The sequence below is a fragment of the Herbinix hemicellulosilytica genome (assembly GCF_002904165.1).
GTDB classification, from domain to species: domain Bacteria; phylum Bacillota; class Clostridia; order Lachnospirales; family Lachnospiraceae; genus Mobilitalea; species Mobilitalea hemicellulosilytica.
Genome location: NZ_CVTD020000028.1, coordinates 52,024 through 68,128 on the forward strand (window position 1 = coordinate 52,024; position 16,105 = coordinate 68,128).

Here is a 16,105-nt window from a genome sequence, read left to right on the forward strand (position 1 = left end):
AAGCTGAGACCCTTTTTCTATAGTTCAGTTTCACTTTTTAAGTGAAAGCAATAAGAAGATAAAAACATAGTAATTATGCAGTGCCAGGCACTGTTGTATATGTTACGATGAATAATTCAGGATAATTACTAATTAAGTTATTTAATATTTATAATTTTAACACCGGTATAATAATGGGTCAAAATGTCATCGTATGTATATCCTTCCTGAGCCATTGCATTGGCCCCGTATTGGCTTAATCCGACCCCGTGACCTACACCGGTACATATAATTCTTGCCATTCCGTCATAATTTTCTATATAGAAATTATTGGAATTAAGGCCTAAAACCTTGGCAAACTCTTCTCCGGATACAGTCAAAGAGCCAAGGTTCATTTTTGTAACATAGCCTGTACTGTCTCTTTCCGCTACGGTAACATCCTGAAAAAATGTTTTTTCATCTATATCCGCCTTAGGATATTTTTGTGTTAAAATACCGACGAGAACGGCGGGTTCATATTCCGTAATTCTTAAATAATTGACGGAAGTTACGTCGTGCTTACTTGATACGCTGACAAGGTAAGGAATATCTACACCCCAGGCTTCTTTGGCACTCCTGGTATAACCTGTCCCCGTACCGAAAAAGACAGGCAGAACCAAATCGTCTTCATAGACCATAATTTCATCCTTAGTAGCGTAAATCGCGTTTTCCAGCTTGGAAAAATAATTTATATAATTGTCATTGCCCCAATAACGTTCCATTTCGTCCGGATCGATATAGGATAAGCCAAGTTCAGAGGTGCTAAATTCTTTTTTATACGGATTTTCCTGAGACAGCAGGGATATATTATAAAGGGCATAGGTTCTGGATATGACAGCTTGAGCCTTTAGTGCCTCTATATGGTAAGCGGCAGGCATATTTGCGGCAACAACACCTATCAGATACCGGTCAAAATCCAATATCTGCTTATTGCCGTTTTGCTCATAATATATTTTATAATCCATGGTTTCTATAGAAGGGAAGTTGTCTTTGTCTGATATAATTAGGGTAAGGATAAAAGGAAGCAGCAATACGAAGGTACTTACGGTCAGAAGTTTTACTATCAGCTTCTTCATTATTGTTACTCCTTAATATTGATATTGATACATTATATTTGAAAAAAGACTGTTTATGTATACAACAGAGGGGTTGTTTATAGTTATTTAAAAATTGAAATAAAAGTTTATTTAACGATATTAATATTCAGGGATAAGATTTAATTAACAGGAGGATTATGATCGGCATGAAAGATAAATTAAGAAGGTTTATGATGGGCCGTTACGGAATAGATGATTTGGGCAGGTTTTTACTGGGGATGGCGCTGATTATATTATTAATGTCCAGATTTTTCTTAAGAACCGCTTTGTATGCTGTTTCTTTATCTGTTCTTATAATTGTATATTACAGAATATTTTCTAAGAACATAAACAGCCGGTACAGGGAAAACCAGGCCTTTCTAAATTATAAAAATAAATTGATCAATTTTATCCGCAAGCAAAAGTATATATTTAAACAAAGACGGATATACCGTATATATAAATGTCCCGGATGCGGGCAGAAAATACGGATACCAAAAGGAAAGGGCAGGGTTCAGATTACCTGTCCGAAATGTAAAACGGACTTTATCAGAAAGTCTTAGTAATTACCATAACATAACCGGTTAGTAAGAGGTATAAAAAAGTGCCGCTTTTAAAACTTGCGGCACATCCTTGTTTATTCATTTATTATCTGTATCTGACACATTTTCATGGCTTCCAGGGCGTTTTTATGGCTTTGAGGAGTAACACCTGCGCAGCAGGAAGCATCAACGGTTATAACGGCTTCCGGAAGGAAGGCTTTAAGCATTAAGGCATTGGATATAACGCATATATCGGTACACAGGCCGATTATCTCAAACTCGGCATCTTTATAATTTTCAGACAAATAGGACATTAAGGATAGGGAGCCGAAAGTACCCTTATCAAAAATTAAAGAATCGCTTGTATCCAGTTGGGGTGAAATTGCCCATCCGTCTGTTCCCTTTATGCAATGTTTTACCGGAAGATTTTTCCCTTCCTGGGACTGAAGATAATCTTTATCATGGGTATCTCTTGTAAATATTACCGTATGGCCCGCTTTCTTATATTCCTCAATCTTTCTTTTTACATTAGGCACAATGGCTACGGCCTCTTTAGTCCCCAGCGCTCCGTCTATAAAATCATTTTGCATGTCTATTACAATCAATACTTTTTTCATCTATACAGCCTCCCTTTTTAAATTTACCGGATTTTTGTTAAGTTGATAATATGGCTAAAACCATATGATGTCAAGTTTAAAAAGAGATGACGGTCGGAGCCTCTGTCTTTGAAACCGTTTTTCTTTTTTGTTGGGATTATATTTACAAATTAATATATCTGCTAAGTTCTATTTTAATGAAGAAAATAAGATGCAGAATAAAAACTTAAAGTTTTTGCTCAAGAGTTTTTCAGTTTTTAAATTGCAATAAAAGAAGTTCAGCATATTTGGCATAGCCGTGTATTATTGAATCAAAAAACTTAAATGATTTACAAATATTATTATATTAATATTGACAAGAGCTTAATTATATTGATATAATTCCCTTAATTATACAGATAATATTTGTAAATTTATATATGTAAAACCGATGAGCAAGAGTAGTAAAAATTGCTGAATGTTTTCAGAGAGCCGCCGGCGGTGGGAAAGCGGTAACAGGAGCAATTTTGAATGGACTTGTGAGGGAAGCCCGAAATCATGGGAGAGTAGGCGCTTACGGGGATCCTGCCCGTTATCAGAAGGATGCATATGATTGTATGCATAAGACGAGGTGGCCGTTTTTATTCGGCAATTAGGGTGGTACCGCAGAAGCTTAAGCTTTTGTCCCTGCGTTTTGCAGAGACAAAGGCTTTTTTTATTAACATTTTTTGATTTTCCGGATTATTGTATCAAAGGTTTATAAATTATAAATAAAGATGACAAATTTACTTTTTATAATATGCAGTTTAAGCAGCAACAAATTGTAAGTATTTATATTTATTTTATATATGATTTTCAGTTATAACTATTCGGTAATATTAAGAATTTTAATATTGTAGCCATAAATATTAAAACGGGGAGTGATATTATGTCAAATGGGAGATTTGGTATTTACGGCGGCAGGTATATACCGGAGACCCTGATGAATGCAGTTATTGAGCTTGAAGCCGCTTATAATCATTATAAGAATGATGAAGAGTTTAACAGGGAATTACAGGAATTATTGATAAATTATGCGGGCAGGCCGTCCCGTCTGTATTATGCCAAAAATATGACCGAAGATTTAAAAGGAGCTAAAATATACTTAAAAAGGGAAGATTTAAACCATACAGGTTCTCATAAAATCAATAACGTCCTGGGGCAGGTGCTATTGGCAAAAAAAATGGGAAAAACCAGGGTGATAGCAGAGACCGGTGCCGGCCAGCACGGAGTGGCTACGGCAACTGCAGCGGCACTTTTAGGACTTGAATGTGAAATATTTATGGGAAAAGAGGATACAGAGCGTCAGGCCTTAAACGTATTCAGAATGAGGCTGTTAGGAGCCAAAGTCCATGCGGTTACAACGGGAACACAGACATTAAAGGATGCCGTAAACGAAGCTTTACGGGAATGGACATCCAGGGTAGAAGATACCCACTATGTTATCGGTTCGGTTATGGGGCCGCATCCTTTCCCCGAAATTGTAAGGGATTTTCAAAGTATTATAGGAAAAGAAGTTAAAGAACAGATACTTAAGGCGGAGGGAAAACTGCCGGATGTGATAATAGCCTGCGTAGGCGGAGGCAGCAATGCTATGGGTATTTTCTATGACTTTATAGATAATCCCGAAGTCAAATTAATAGGCTGTGAGGCAGCAGGGGAAGGACTTGATACCGACCGGCATGCGGCAACCATGGCTAAGGGTAAAATCGGGATATTTCACGGCATGAAATCTTATTTTTGTCAGGATGAATATGGCCAGATAGCGCCGGTTTACTCCATATCGGCAGGGCTGGATTATCCTGGTATAGGTCCGGAACATGCTTATCTTAAAGATATAGAAAGAGCGCAGTATGTTGCAATAACCGACCGGGAGGCGGTAGAAGCATTTGAATATCTTTCAATAACCGAAGGAATAATTCCTGCCATTGAAAGTGCCCATGCGGTGGCATATGCTATGAAATTGGCTCCAAAAATGAAAAAGGACGAAATTATAGTTGTAAACTTGTCGGGCAGAGGAGATAAGGATGTGGCTGCGATAGCCCGCTATAAGGGGGAGAATATATATGAATAGGATTAACAGGGTATTTTCAAACGGAAAGGCATTTATTCCTTTTATTACGGCAGGGGATCCAAATTTGGAAATTACCAAGCAACTCGTATATGAACTGGCCAATTTGGGAGTTGATATGATTGAACTGGGGATTCCCTTTTCCGATCCGGTTGCGGAAGGACCTGTAATACAGGCTGCGGATAATCGTGCTCTTTTGGCAGGGACTACTACAGACCAAATTTTTGATATGGTAAAAGAAATAAGAAAGGCCTGTGATGTACCTTTGGCATTTATGACTTATATTAATCCGGTATTTTCTTACGGCACGGAACACTTCATAAAAAACAGCAAAGAAGCCGGAATAGATGCGCTTATCATACCTGATTTGCCTTTTGAAGAACGGGAGGAAGCAAAACCCTACTGCAACAAATATGAAATTGCCTTTATTTCAATGATTGCGCCTACGTCAGGGGAAAGAATAAAAAATATAGCCGGTCAGGCGGAGGGCTTTATATACTGCGTTTCGTCTTTGGGAGTAACCGGCATCAGGGATAAAATCGGTATGGATGCGGCAGATATGATTAAAAGTGCAAAAGCCGTTAAAGATATTCCCTGTGCCGTAGGTTTCGGAATATCGACACCGGAACAGGCAAGGGCTATGGCGGAAATATCAGACGGGATCATAGTAGGAAGCGCCATAGTCAAGATTATTGAACGATACGGCAAAGATTGTATAAAACCGGTATCAGAATATGTAAAAACTATGCTTCAGGCTATTAAATAAGTTGCGCTTTTACAGGCAGATGGTAGTAGTTATAAAACGCAGCAGAATATACATACGGAGAAAATCAGAGACTAATCTTTGATTGAATATAAGTTGTACGAATATAAGCAAAATACACGGTTAAAAAGTGTAATGTTAAAAAGGGGAGTTTTCTTAAGTTCGTACGAACTGTGTATTTTGATATATTCGTACACTTTTTTTGTCTGTCAGCCGGGATATTTTATGTCTGCTAAAAACAGCCAAATTATATAATAATCTTAAACAAAAACACTGCAGTTAATCAGATATATACAATCATAATACCAAGTATACATATATGTATGGTTTGAATATTATATATAAAAATAAAAGTAAACGAAGCTAAATTTTATACAAATGCAATAAATTTACATAACATAGCAAATACTGGTTGACTTTTGCATGAATAAAACATATAATGTTTATATGTTTAGTATGAATTATTAAACCGGAAAGGAACAGAAAGCATGAATAAAGATTTTATCCTATTTAGCAATAATAATTCTTTTGATATGGATATGCGAATGATGTGCATGCAGGGCATGTGCATGCTTTGTTGCGCCCTAAAAGAATATCCGGATATCGGCTGATAGGATAAATCTATTCTTGTATGCCAAGAGCAGTCAGGATAGAGATATCCTGGCTGCTTTTTACATATATATAAATTTTTTAAGTTATAAAGGGAAATACGCAGAAGACAAACGATACCGGAGGCGGTCCGGTTATTGAATTTCAGCAAAGCATAATTAAAAGATATGTTTGGATAATTGGACGGTAGGATAGCAAAATGTGAAAGTATGTTTCGATTACAACGAATATGAAATAAAGACTGAGAGGTGTAAATATGAAAGAGCGTTTGTGGAATACATTTAAAGAACTGGCCGATATCTATAGCCCGTCATTTGGGGAACGCCGGTTTTGTGATGTTTTGAAAGAAAAGTTTGCGGCTTTGGATATAGAGTTAATAGAAGACGGAGCAGGCAAAGAAATCGGAGGAAATAGCGGGAATTTATACGGATTTATACCGGGAAAATTAAATGAAGCTCCTATCCTTTTTTCAGCTCATATGGACACGGTCGAACCTGCAAAGGGAAAAAAAGCCATCCTGCATGAAAGTGGAAATATTACATCGGAAGGAAGTACCATATTGGGCGCGGACGATGTTGCCGGAATCACAGTAATTATAGAAGCGGTTAACAGGCTTAAAGAGCAAAATATAGCCCACAGACCGATAGAACTGCTTTTTACCGTTGCGGAGGAACGGTACGGTGCCGGATCGGCGGCCTTTGATTACAGTCTTATTAAGGCAAAAGAGGCTTATGTTCTGGATTTAAGCGGGCCTATAGGAGATGCTGCCAATGCAGCTCCCACTATATTTTCCTTTGAAATTAACGTTTACGGCAAGGCCGCCCATGCCGGGTTTGCTCCGCAGGACGGAATCCATGCCATTGAAGTTGCGTCAAACGCCATAGCCAGACTTCCTCAGGGAAAGCTACCCTCAGGTTTGACTTTTAACATAGGCCAAATAAGCGGGGGCAAGGCAGGCAATATCGTTCCCGACTTGTGTACCGTTAAGGGAGAAATAAGAAGCCTTGACCATAAAGCCGTGATTTCCCACTGGGATAAGGTTGTTGAAGTTTTCATTGAAGAGGCAAAGAAAAAAGGGGCTGAGGTTGAAGCCAATAATAAGATAGAGATAAGAGCTTATGAAACCCCACTTCATCACAGAGTAGTACGCCGCTTTATCCGTGCCTGTGAAAATTTGAATTTACCGTGCAATATTCATTCCACATTCGGAGGAAGTGACCAAAATAATTTTTCCCTGCATGGAATAACGGGACTTGTAATTGCCTGTGGCATGAATGAGGTTCATAGCCTTCGGGAATACAGCAATATAAACGAGTTGGAGAAATGTGTAAAACTTGTTATGGAGTTGATAAAAGGTGGGGAGGTGAAGGAATGAAAATACCGTTACAATACCAGCGGACCGAATATGATTGCGGACCGACCAGCCTGCTTAACGCGATAAGTTTTTTAATAGACCGGGAGGACTTTCCGCCCGATATATTAAGGCACTGCATGATGTATACACTGGACAGCTATAACGAAAAAGGGGAAGCGTATAAGAACGGCACATCTAAAATGGCTATGATTTTTCTGGCCGGTTGGCTTAACGAGTATGCCAGAGTAACAAAATTTCCTATCTATACCGAAACCTTAAGCGGTAAAGATGTTTACATAAGAGAAGGAAGCAAAATTATCGAAGCCTTAAGACAGGGTGGGGCTGTAGTTGTCAGGGTGTTTTTGGATTGCGGTCACTATATTACACTGACAGGAATTTCAGATAACGCTATAGAAGTTTTTGATCCTTATTATCAGGAAACCCTTTCATACAAAGAAGAAATAAGCATAATACACGACAAGCCTTTTTCAGCCAACAGGCGTGTGGCGTTTGATGTTTTTAACAGGGAAGAAAATACGCCTTATGCGCTGGGGCCTGTTGAAAACAGGGAAGCAGTAATACTTTTTAACACCAATACAAGAAAAACCCCGGAAAAAACGATTGAGTATTTCTTATAAACGAAAGGGATGATTATTTTGGCATACTATAAGAATTTTGAAACGGCCCTTATCCATGGAGGTGTTCCCGGAGATGCTGCTACCGGGGCGGTGAACATACCTATTTATCAGACTTCTACTTTTGAACTGGACGGGATAGGTAAGCTTCGTTCCGATTGGGATTATTCAAGAACGGGAAACCCTACCCGAAAAGCTTTGGAAGACCTTATTGCCCAGTTGGAAGAAGGAACACATGGTTTTGCCTTTTCCTCCGGTATGGCTGCAATCGATGCTGTACTTCACCTCTTTAAGACTGGAGACAGTGTAATAATTTCAAAAAACGTATACGGCGGAACGTTTCGCATCCTTGACAAAATATTTAAGCAATACGGGCTGAATTACAAAATCGTAGATTCAACCGATCTTGCTGCGGTTAAAGAGGCTTTCACCGGGGATGTAAAGGCAGTACTGTTGGAAACTCCGGCTAATCCCCTGCTTTCAATAACAGATATTGCAGAGGTAGCTAAAATAGCAAAAGCCAATGGGGCTCTGACTGTGGTTGACAATACCTTTATGACTCCCTATTTGCAGCGGCCGTTAAGTTTGGGAGCTGACATTGTGGTACATTCGGCAACCAAATACCTGGGAGGCCACAGCGATTTAATTGCAGGCCTGGTGGTAGTAAAAGATGAAGAACTGGCACAAAGGCTTCATTTTATCCAAAATGCCATTGGCGCTATAGCACAGCCTTTTGATTCATTTCTGCTTATACGAAGCATTAAAACTTTGGCTGTCCGAATGGATACCCATGTTGCCAATGCGGAAAGAATAGTGGATGCCCTGCAAAAAAACGAGGCGATAAAAAAGGTATATTATCCGGGGAATTCTTCATCAAAAGGGTATGAAATTCATAAAAAACAGGCAAAAAACGGCGGTGCCATGATTTCATTTGAACTGAAGGACAATTATGACATCTATAAATTTTTTGAAAGCCTTAAACTGATTGCCATGGCGGTAAGCCTGGGAGGAGTAGAAAGCCTAATTTGCCACCCCGCCACAATGACACATGCTTCGATTCCAAAGGAAATTCGTGAAGAAATGGGGATATCTGAAAGACTGATACGTTTGTCTGTGGGTATAGAAAATTACGAAGATCTTATTTGCGATCTGTTTTCAGCCATAGAAGAAGCCCGGATAAGGGTGTAACGTCTAAACTAGTCAAATGGAGGATTAAAGATGGCAAATATAAATTTAACTCTTCCGGAAGTTCAGATAAGGGAAATCCGAATAAATTCGATAACAGGATATCACGGAGATGCAAAAGAATTGGTTGAAGCCGGAAAAAGCGGCCTAAAGGATAAGGACCGTTCATTCAGCCAGTGTATGGGCTGTGCGACCTCAAAAGCCGCCTGTATGACCATACTTATTCAGGATGCGGCGGTAATCAGCCACGGACCCGTAGGATGCTCATCCTGTTTACATGAATTTGCTTTCACATACAGGGTAAATTCCCCCTTAAGAGGTATAGAAAAACCCACGCCCCGCCGCATATTTTCCACAAATTTGCAGGAAAAGGACACGGTTTACGGAGGAAATATAAAACTGGCTGCAGCCATCCGAGATGTTTATAACCGTACCAAGGCCAATGCCATATTTGTACTTACTACTTGTGCCGCCGGAATTATCGGAGATGATGTGGAAAGCGTCTGCAACGAGGCGGAAGAGGAACTGGGGATTCCGGTAGTGGCTATTTTCTGTGAGGGCTTTCGGTCAAAAGTCTGGACTACAGGTTTTGATGCGGCCTATCACAGTATTGCAAGAAAGCTTATCAAAAAGCCCCGCAGACGCCGTCAGGATATGATCAACGTTATAAATTTCTGGGGAAGCGACGTGTTTGCCGATTGGTTTGAGCCATTCGGGGCAAAGCCTAATTATATTACACCCTATTCAACGGTAGATGGCCTTAAATATTCCAGCGAGGCGGCGGCAACCGTCCAGGCCTGTCAGACCCTGGGAAGTTATCTAGGAGCGGTACTGGAGCAGGAATTTGGGGTTCCCGAGGTACCTGCGGCACCTCCTTACGGGATTGCCCAAACCGACCGGTGGTTTAAGGCCTTAGGAAAGGTGCTGGGAAAAGAAGATATAGCGGAAAAAATTATTGAGGAAAAGAAAAAAGAGTATTTGCCAAAAATAGAAGCCCTAAGAGAAAAGCTGAGAGGAAAAAGGGCATATGTGACAGCCGGAGCCGCCCACGGGCACGGACTTTTGATGGTACTTAAGGAACTGGGGTTGGAAACAACCGGTGCTGCCATTTTCCACCATGATCCCATTTATGACAACAAAAGAGAAGAAAATGACCAGCTAGCCATGGGAGTAAACGATTACGGAAACGTGCCTAACTTTAATGTATGTAACAGGCAGGAATTTGAACTTGTAAATGCCCTAAACCGTATCAGGCCCGATGTGCTTTTGGCAAGGCACGGAGGAATGACCCTTTGGGGTGCTAAGCTTGGAATACCGTCACTTTTGGTGGGAGATGAACATTTTTCAATGGGTTATGAAGGTTTAGTTAATTACGGAGAGCGGTTACTGGAAGTAATAGAAAATGATGAGTTTGTAAAAAACCTCGAAAAACATGCCATAAATCCCTATACAGAATGGTGGTTAAAACAGCCGACTTACTATTTCCTGAAAGGAGGAACCGGGATATGAGCTTATCTGGCGGAATAATCGAACAAACCAGACTGACCTGCGCCATAGGGGCTATGCAAACGGTAGTGGCAATCCCAAGAGCCGTACCGATACTTCACTCCGGTCCCGGATGCGGGGAAATGATAGCTGGATTTTTTGAACGGTCGACCGGTTATGCCGGGGGGACTACATCTCCCTGTACAAATTTTTCGGAAAAGGAAGTAGTATTCGGCGGGATAAACAGACTCAGGCAGATAATTGAAAATACATACAAGGTACTTAATACGGATTTGCAGGTGGTTTTGACCGGATGTACGGCAGGTATAGTAGGCGACGATGTAGACAGTCTGGTAGCAGAGTTTGCCGGACAGGGAAAACCTATAGTGTCGGTTGAAACCGCAGGCTTTAAAGCAACCAACTATGAATCCCACAGTCTCGTGGTAAAGGCCATTATAGACCAGTATGTTGATCTCTTTATAGAGGATAATGTGCCAAGATCAGAAAAAAATACGGTTAATCTGTTTGCATCCATACCCTATCAGGACCCGTTCTGGAAGGGCAATCTGGCTGAATACAAGAGGCTCCTTGCAGGTATCGGACTTAAGGCAAATGTCCTGTTCGGTCCTGAATCGGGAGGGGTAAAGGAATGGCAAAGGATTCCGAAAGCCAACTTTAATATCCTTGTGTCTCCCTGGTACGGAAAGCCCATAGCAGACCACCTGAAATTAAAATACGGGCAGGATTACACATGGTTTCCTCATGTTCCTGTCGGAGCCAACGAAACGGAAAAATTCTTAAACCAGGTACTGGAGTTTGCGATTAATCAAGGGGCTCAAGTAGACGAAAATAAAGCCAGGACTTTTATAAAGCACCAGTCGGAAGCATATTATCAGGAAATTGATAATTTAGCCACATTCCTTCTGGAATTCAGATACGGGCTTCCGAATCATGTACATATACTTCATGACGCAGGATATGTGGTTGGACTTTCCAAATTTTTGCTTCATGAGGTAGGAATAATACCGAAAGAGCAGTTTGTCACCGACGGCACACCGGAAAAATATCAGGATCTAATCCGCAATGATTTAAAGAGTACCAGCGAAAAGAGGGAAATTCCGATTTATTTTGAAACGGACGGAGGAAAGGCACAGGAAATCCTAAGGAGTATCCGGCATAAAGGCAGAGGCCTTATCATAGGTTCCGGCTGGGATAGGGAGCTGGCAAAAGAAAAAGGATATGATTTTCTTTCGGCAGCCGTACCTACACCGTACCGCCTGGTCATGACCACCAACTATGCCGGATTTTCGGGCGGGCTAAGAGTAATAGAGGATATTTATATGATGGTTCTTTCTACTTATGCATAAAAGATATTCTCATTCTAAATAAGTGATGTAAATAAAGATGACTGAGGTATGTTCCTTTTAAGCATAAAATAGCTTTATGTGTAATTTCACATAACAGATAGATAATAACCCTTAATCTTCAAACAGTCGGTTGTAAAGTAGTTAGTTTTTAAGTTTACACATAAAGAGGTGGTTACATGAGCTACCGGGTAGGATTTGCCAGCATATGCGGTGTTATTGATCAGCATTTCGGATCGGCCAGGTACTGGCAGATATATGATATCGACACCGATGCCCGCTTTGTGGAGACCCGCAAAAGCTATGCCAGATGCGCAGGCCATTGTGAGGGAGGGTTTGAGCATCTTTATGAAGTACTGAAAGACTGCGATGCCGTATTTGTGCTAAAAATAGGCGAAACAGCGGCGGGATATATGATAAGCAAGGGCATACGGGTTTTTGAAGCTACAGGAGAAGTGGATGACATAATAGAGTGGATTCAGGCCGGAAACTTGCCGGAAGATTATGTATAGGTAACAGATATTAAGGCGGAATACGGAATCAAGAAAAGAATTAGAAGGCTGATTTTAAACCTGATGAAATTACACTTATAAATCAAGTGAAAACAAGATAAGTATAAGGTCAAAAAACATAGGGTAAAAATCTATGAATATACTGCTTTGTATTATCACTGCGGTACCTAAAGATATTATCATAATTCAAATTAAATCAGATAAAAAAATTAAAAAGAATAAAGCAAAGCAAACGTTAAGCAAAAAGCCTAAGATTATGGATTAATGACTTGGAACATTAAATTATTAGTTAAAATCAGGAAAAAGATAAATTAGTAAAAATTATAAAACAAGGAATAAGGATCAAAAAGGAGTATCAGATGGCAGTAACTTTAGAAAGATTAAAAAATCTTCATCCTTGCTTTGCCTTGGGAGCAAAAAACAATAAAGGCCGTATACATCTGCCTGTTTCTCCGGGCTGTAATATCAGATGCAATTTCTGCCGTCAGGATTTAAACAATACAGAGAACCGGCCGGCTGTGGCAAGGGAGGTAATTTCCCCGAAAGAAGCATTAAATGTTCTTCGTAAGGCTCTGGAAATTTGTCCTGATATTACGGTAGCCGGGATTGCAGGACCAGGGGATACCCTGGCAACCCCTTACGCCCTTCAGACCTTTCGGATGATTAAAGATGAGTTTCCTGACATGATAAAATGCATGAGCACCAACGGGCTTTTACTGCCCGATTATGCCGACGAGATTATTAAAACAGGCATTGATACTTTAACCGTCACGGTCAACGCTGTTGATCCTGAAATACAGGCTAAAATATGTGAAAGCATCGTTTATAAAGGCAGACGATATGAGGGCAGGCAGGCAGCAGAAATTTTAATAGCAAATCAGCTTGCCGGAATAAAAAAAGTATCCGAAGCAGGAATAAGCGTAAAGGTAAATACGGTATTAATTCCGGAGATCAATGCCGATCATGTGGTAACCGTAGCAAAAACGGTTGCGGCTTATGGTGCAAAAATTTTTAACATTATTCCGCTTATACCTCAGCACAAACTAAGCTGGTGCAGTGTACCCGGCTGCGACCTTATAAGTAAAGTAAGAAAAGAAGCAGAGGAGTATATCGGTGTGTTCAGACACTGCCAGAGGTGCCGGGCCGATGCTGCAGGGATACCCGGAGCAAAAGACATTTCGGAGCAACTATACATAAGACCCGTAAGGGCGGAAAATACCTTCTCCCATGGCTGACTTCTCTAACCGTATAAAAATTATATCTTTCTATATCGGCAGGAATTAGGTGAATTTATAAATAAATTTAAAAAATTCATGTTTCCATTACTTAAACTTATAGATGCGAATTATTATCCGAATAAATTATTTAGAAGATACCTTAAGTATGAAAACTACATTTACCATAGCTTAAAAGCTAAGTTTTATATGAAAGGAGCAGTTCCATGGCAAATAATTCTGAAAAGAAAACGTACCACTTTGATACACAAAGACTGCGGGCAGGATATGAACCCAAAGATCACAATTATGCGGTATCCGTACCCATTTATCAGACAGCGGCTTACGATTTTCGGGATGTGAAGCATGCAAAGGCCCTCTTTGGCCTTCAGGAAACGGGATTCCTTTATACCAGGATAGGTAATCCTACGGTAAATGTGCTGGAGCAAAGGGCGGCTGTCCTTGATAAAGCTGCCGGTGCTATAGCTCTGGCCTCGGGTATGGCGGCTATCAGCTATGCCCTGTTAAACATAGCGGAAGGCGGAGGAAGGATTTTGGTTTCGCCATATCTGTACGGCGGCACTATAGACAGCTTTAAAAAGCTGTACCATAAATTCGGTATCAGCATCGACTATGCAGAAAATATAGAAAATCCCGAAAAACTTGCTGATGAAATAAAGCCTGATACCAAAGCTATTTTTGTAGAAAGCATAAGTAATCCCAGTGCCGTTTTACTGGATATTGACGCTATCGCAAGAGTGGCCCATGACCATGGGATACCGCTAGTTGTGGATAATACTGTCGCAACACCTTATCTGTTTAATCCTATTGAGCATGGGGCAGATATTGTGGTTTACTCCGCAACAAAAGGTTTTTGCGGACACGGAAATGTCTTAGCAGGTTTAATTTTAGAAAGCGGAAAATTTAATTGGAGAGAGGATAAGTTTCCGCAGTTTTATGAAAAACATTATACACTCAGAGATCCGGACGGCAACTACCGTAGTTTTATTGAAGTTTTTCCCGAAACGCCTTTTACGGGAAGGATTCGGTTTACTTACCTTGACTTTTTCGGTGCCGTACTGTCACCTTTTGATGCGTATTTAGTCCTTATCGGCCTTGAAACACTTTCGGAGAGGGTATCAAAGCAGGTTCAAAATGCCAAGGCTTTGGCGGAATATTTAAGTAACCACGAGGCTGTTGAGTGGGTAAGATACCCTTCTTTAAAAGATAGTCCCTACTATAACCTTGCCGAAAGGGATTTTAAGAAAGGGGCCGGAGGAATTCTGGCTTTCGGTTTTAAAGGAACGGATGCCCAGAGGGAAACTTTCCTTAATAGCCTGGAACTGTTCCATTATCATGTCAATATAGGGGATGCCAGAAGCCTTATAGTAAATTCCCCTCAAACCACCCACAGCATGCTTGAGCCCAAAGAAAAAGAAAAGGCTCACATCCCTGAAAACCTTATTCGCATATCGGCAGGCCTGGAAGATATTAACGACCTTATATCCGATCTGGAGCAGGCCTTTAAACAGGCATTACATAAATAGAAATATTTTTAAGGAGAGTGATGAGGATATGAATAATAATTTGATTATAAAAAACGTTAAAAAACTTATAAGCGCTATTCTGCTTCTTGTCGTTATTACCGGAATATTGGCAGGATGCGGCAATAGCAAAAATAAAGAAGCCGCAAGCCAAAATAATACGGAGTTTAAATACGGAAAAATTGATATTCCCGGCAAACAAGGCTCTTTGTGCGCCGCACCTATTTATATTGCTTACGAAAAAGGCTTTTTTAAAGAAGAAGGTTTTGACGTAAACCTTATATCGGCAGATACCGAGACCCGAAAAATCGGTCTTAACAACGGAACCATACCTATTGTTAACGGAGATTTTCAGTTCTTCCCTTCAATAGAAAATGATGTAAAAGTAAAAGTTGTAGACGGCCTTCACTATGGATGTATAAAGCTTTTGGTTCCTAAGGATTCTCCTATTCAGGGGGTAGAAGATTTAAGAGGCAAGAAAATAAGCGTTGATGAAATCGGAGGAACACCTCATCAGGTGGCTGCCGTATGGCTTGAGAAAAACGGTATATCCGCAAGAGAGGAGGACAAAGAAGTAACCTTCCTTCCTTTTGATGACGGAAACCTTGCCGTGGAAGCCTTAAGAAAGGGCGAAGTGGATGTGGCAGCCCTTTGGGATCCATACGCTTCCGTTCAAGAAAAAACCGGGGATTACCGTGTAATCCTTGATATATCGGTGGATGAACCTTTTGCGGGAAAATACTGCTGCTTCCTATATGCTTCCGAAAAGCTTCTGAACGAAAAACCTGAGCATGTGGCAGCCCTTCTTCGCGCTTACAGGAAAGCTCAGGACTGGATTGCCAAGAATCCTGAAGAAACGGTAGATATAATCATTAACGGCAAGTACTCGCAGATAGAAGACAGGGAACTGGCCATAGAACTAATAAAGAACTACAGATATCCTACCTTTGAAGATAGGGAAAAGAATCCGGGTCAGGTAAGGGAAAATGTTCAATATTTTGCTGAGCAGCTGCATCAGATAGGTTATCTAAGTACCGACCCGGAAAGCTTTACCGAAAAAGCTTATGCAGATGTTGACGTAAGTTTGGATATAGATTAAGTTCCGGGATTGCCTCCGCC

General features: G+C 40.5%; 14 protein-coding genes and 1 other annotated feature. Of the genes, 12 read left to right on the top strand and 2 right to left on the bottom strand.

Going from position 1 to position 16,105, the window contains the following annotated elements; translation table 11 throughout:
* Positions 1-137: 137 nt before the first annotated feature.
* The gene (spoIID, locus tag HHT355_RS12760; protein ID WP_103203832.1) at positions 138-1,094 is read right to left on the bottom strand and encodes a stage II sporulation protein D; all 957 of its coding nucleotides are present in this window, start codon (positions 1,092-1,094) and stop codon (positions 138-140) included.
* 167 nt (positions 1,095-1,261) lie between these two features.
* On the opposite strand from spoIID, the gene HHT355_RS12765 reads away from it, so the two are divergent.
* Positions 1,262-1,657 (top strand): BRcat domain-containing protein, encoded by a 396-nt coding sequence (locus HHT355_RS12765; RefSeq protein ID WP_103203853.1) that lies wholly within the window; start codon positions 1,262-1,264, stop codon positions 1,655-1,657.
* Between the two features lie 74 nt (positions 1,658-1,731).
* Here HHT355_RS12765 and HHT355_RS12770 read toward each other — a convergent pair whose 3' ends face one another.
* The gene (locus HHT355_RS12770; RefSeq protein ID WP_103203833.1) at positions 1,732-2,253 is read right to left on the bottom strand and encodes a cysteine hydrolase family protein; all 522 of its coding nucleotides are present in this window, start codon (positions 2,251-2,253) and stop codon (positions 1,732-1,734) included.
* Between the two features lie 400 nt (positions 2,254-2,653).
* Positions 2,654-2,903, top strand: a binding site (T-box leader).
* 236 nt (positions 2,904-3,139) lie between these two features.
* On the opposite strand from HHT355_RS12770, the gene trpB reads away from it, so the two are divergent.
* The 11 genes from trpB to HHT355_RS12825 all read left to right on the top strand — a co-directional run bounded on the left by trpB (position 3,140) and on the right by HHT355_RS12825 (position 16,085).
* Positions 3,140-4,324: a tryptophan synthase subunit beta gene (gene trpB / locus HHT355_RS12775; RefSeq protein ID WP_103203834.1), complete on the top strand. Its 1,185-nt coding sequence runs from the start codon at positions 3,140-3,142 to the stop codon at positions 4,322-4,324.
* Positions 4,317-5,087 (top strand): tryptophan synthase subunit alpha, encoded by a 771-nt coding sequence (gene trpA, locus HHT355_RS12780; protein ID WP_103203835.1) that lies wholly within the window; start codon positions 4,317-4,319, stop codon positions 5,085-5,087. Before trpB ends, trpA begins: the two co-directional genes overlap by 8 nt.
* A gap of 862 nt (positions 5,088-5,949) precedes the next feature.
* A complete protein-coding gene (locus HHT355_RS12785; RefSeq protein ID WP_103203836.1) occupies positions 5,950-7,068 on the top strand; it encodes a M20/M25/M40 family metallo-hydrolase in 1,119 nt (372 codons plus the stop codon).
* Positions 7,065-7,685 (top strand): C39 family peptidase, encoded by a 621-nt coding sequence (locus HHT355_RS12790; protein ID WP_103203837.1) that lies wholly within the window; start codon positions 7,065-7,067, stop codon positions 7,683-7,685. The genes HHT355_RS12785 and HHT355_RS12790 overlap by 4 nt, the downstream gene beginning before the upstream one ends.
* Positions 7,686-7,703: 18 nt before the next feature.
* Positions 7,704-8,870, top strand: a complete 1,167-nt coding sequence (locus HHT355_RS12795) for a trans-sulfuration enzyme family protein (RefSeq protein WP_103203838.1) — start codon at positions 7,704-7,706, stop codon at positions 8,868-8,870.
* A gap of 30 nt (positions 8,871-8,900) precedes the next feature.
* A complete protein-coding gene (locus tag HHT355_RS12800) occupies positions 8,901-10,376 on the top strand; it encodes a nitrogenase component 1 (RefSeq protein WP_103203839.1) in 1,476 nt (491 codons plus the stop codon).
* On the top strand, positions 10,373-11,719 hold the full coding sequence (locus tag HHT355_RS12805) for a nitrogenase component 1 (protein ID WP_103203840.1): 1,347 nt from the start codon (positions 10,373-10,375) through the stop codon (positions 11,717-11,719). Before HHT355_RS12800 ends, HHT355_RS12805 begins: the two co-directional genes overlap by 4 nt.
* A gap of 176 nt (positions 11,720-11,895) precedes the next feature.
* On the top strand, positions 11,896-12,228 hold the full coding sequence (locus HHT355_RS12810) for a NifB/NifX family molybdenum-iron cluster-binding protein (protein WP_103203841.1): 333 nt from the start codon (positions 11,896-11,898) through the stop codon (positions 12,226-12,228).
* Positions 12,229-12,587: 359 nt separating this feature from the next.
* On the top strand, positions 12,588-13,463 hold the full coding sequence (locus HHT355_RS12815; protein WP_103203842.1) for a radical SAM protein: 876 nt from the start codon (positions 12,588-12,590) through the stop codon (positions 13,461-13,463).
* Between the two features lie 206 nt (positions 13,464-13,669).
* Entirely contained in the window at positions 13,670-14,989 is a 1,320-nt protein-coding gene (locus tag HHT355_RS12820; protein WP_103203843.1) for an O-acetylhomoserine aminocarboxypropyltransferase/cysteine synthase family protein, read from the top strand.
* A 28-nt stretch (positions 14,990-15,017) separates the two neighbouring features.
* Positions 15,018-16,085: an ABC transporter substrate-binding protein gene (locus tag HHT355_RS12825; protein WP_330403408.1), complete on the top strand. Its 1,068-nt coding sequence runs from the start codon at positions 15,018-15,020 to the stop codon at positions 16,083-16,085.
* The last annotated feature ends 20 nt before the right edge of the window (positions 16,086-16,105 follow it).

Coding starts and splice junctions, on each gene's coding strand:
- spoIID (WP_103203832.1), bottom strand. CDS start 1,094: ATGAAGAAGCTGATAGTAAAACTTCTGACCGTAAGTACCTTCGTATTG.
- HHT355_RS12765 (WP_103203853.1), top strand. CDS start 1,262: ATGAAAGATAAATTAAGAAGGTTTATGATGGGCCGTTACGGAATAGAT.
- HHT355_RS12770 (WP_103203833.1), bottom strand. CDS start 2,253: ATGAAAAAAGTATTGATTGTAATAGACATGCAAAATGATTTTATAGAC.
- trpB (WP_103203834.1), top strand. CDS start 3,140: ATGTCAAATGGGAGATTTGGTATTTACGGCGGCAGGTATATACCGGAG.
- trpA (WP_103203835.1), top strand. CDS start 4,317: ATGAATAGGATTAACAGGGTATTTTCAAACGGAAAGGCATTTATTCCT.
- HHT355_RS12785 (WP_103203836.1), top strand. CDS start 5,950: ATGAAAGAGCGTTTGTGGAATACATTTAAAGAACTGGCCGATATCTAT.
- HHT355_RS12790 (WP_103203837.1), top strand. CDS start 7,065: ATGAAAATACCGTTACAATACCAGCGGACCGAATATGATTGCGGACCG.
- HHT355_RS12800 (WP_103203839.1), top strand. CDS start 8,901: ATGGCAAATATAAATTTAACTCTTCCGGAAGTTCAGATAAGGGAAATC.
- HHT355_RS12805 (WP_103203840.1), top strand. CDS start 10,373: ATGAGCTTATCTGGCGGAATAATCGAACAAACCAGACTGACCTGCGCC.
- HHT355_RS12810 (WP_103203841.1), top strand. CDS start 11,896: ATGAGCTACCGGGTAGGATTTGCCAGCATATGCGGTGTTATTGATCAG.
- HHT355_RS12815 (WP_103203842.1), top strand. CDS start 12,588: ATGGCAGTAACTTTAGAAAGATTAAAAAATCTTCATCCTTGCTTTGCC.
- HHT355_RS12820 (WP_103203843.1), top strand. CDS start 13,670: ATGGCAAATAATTCTGAAAAGAAAACGTACCACTTTGATACACAAAGA.
- HHT355_RS12825 (WP_330403408.1), top strand. CDS start 15,018: ATGAATAATAATTTGATTATAAAAAACGTTAAAAAACTTATAAGCGCT.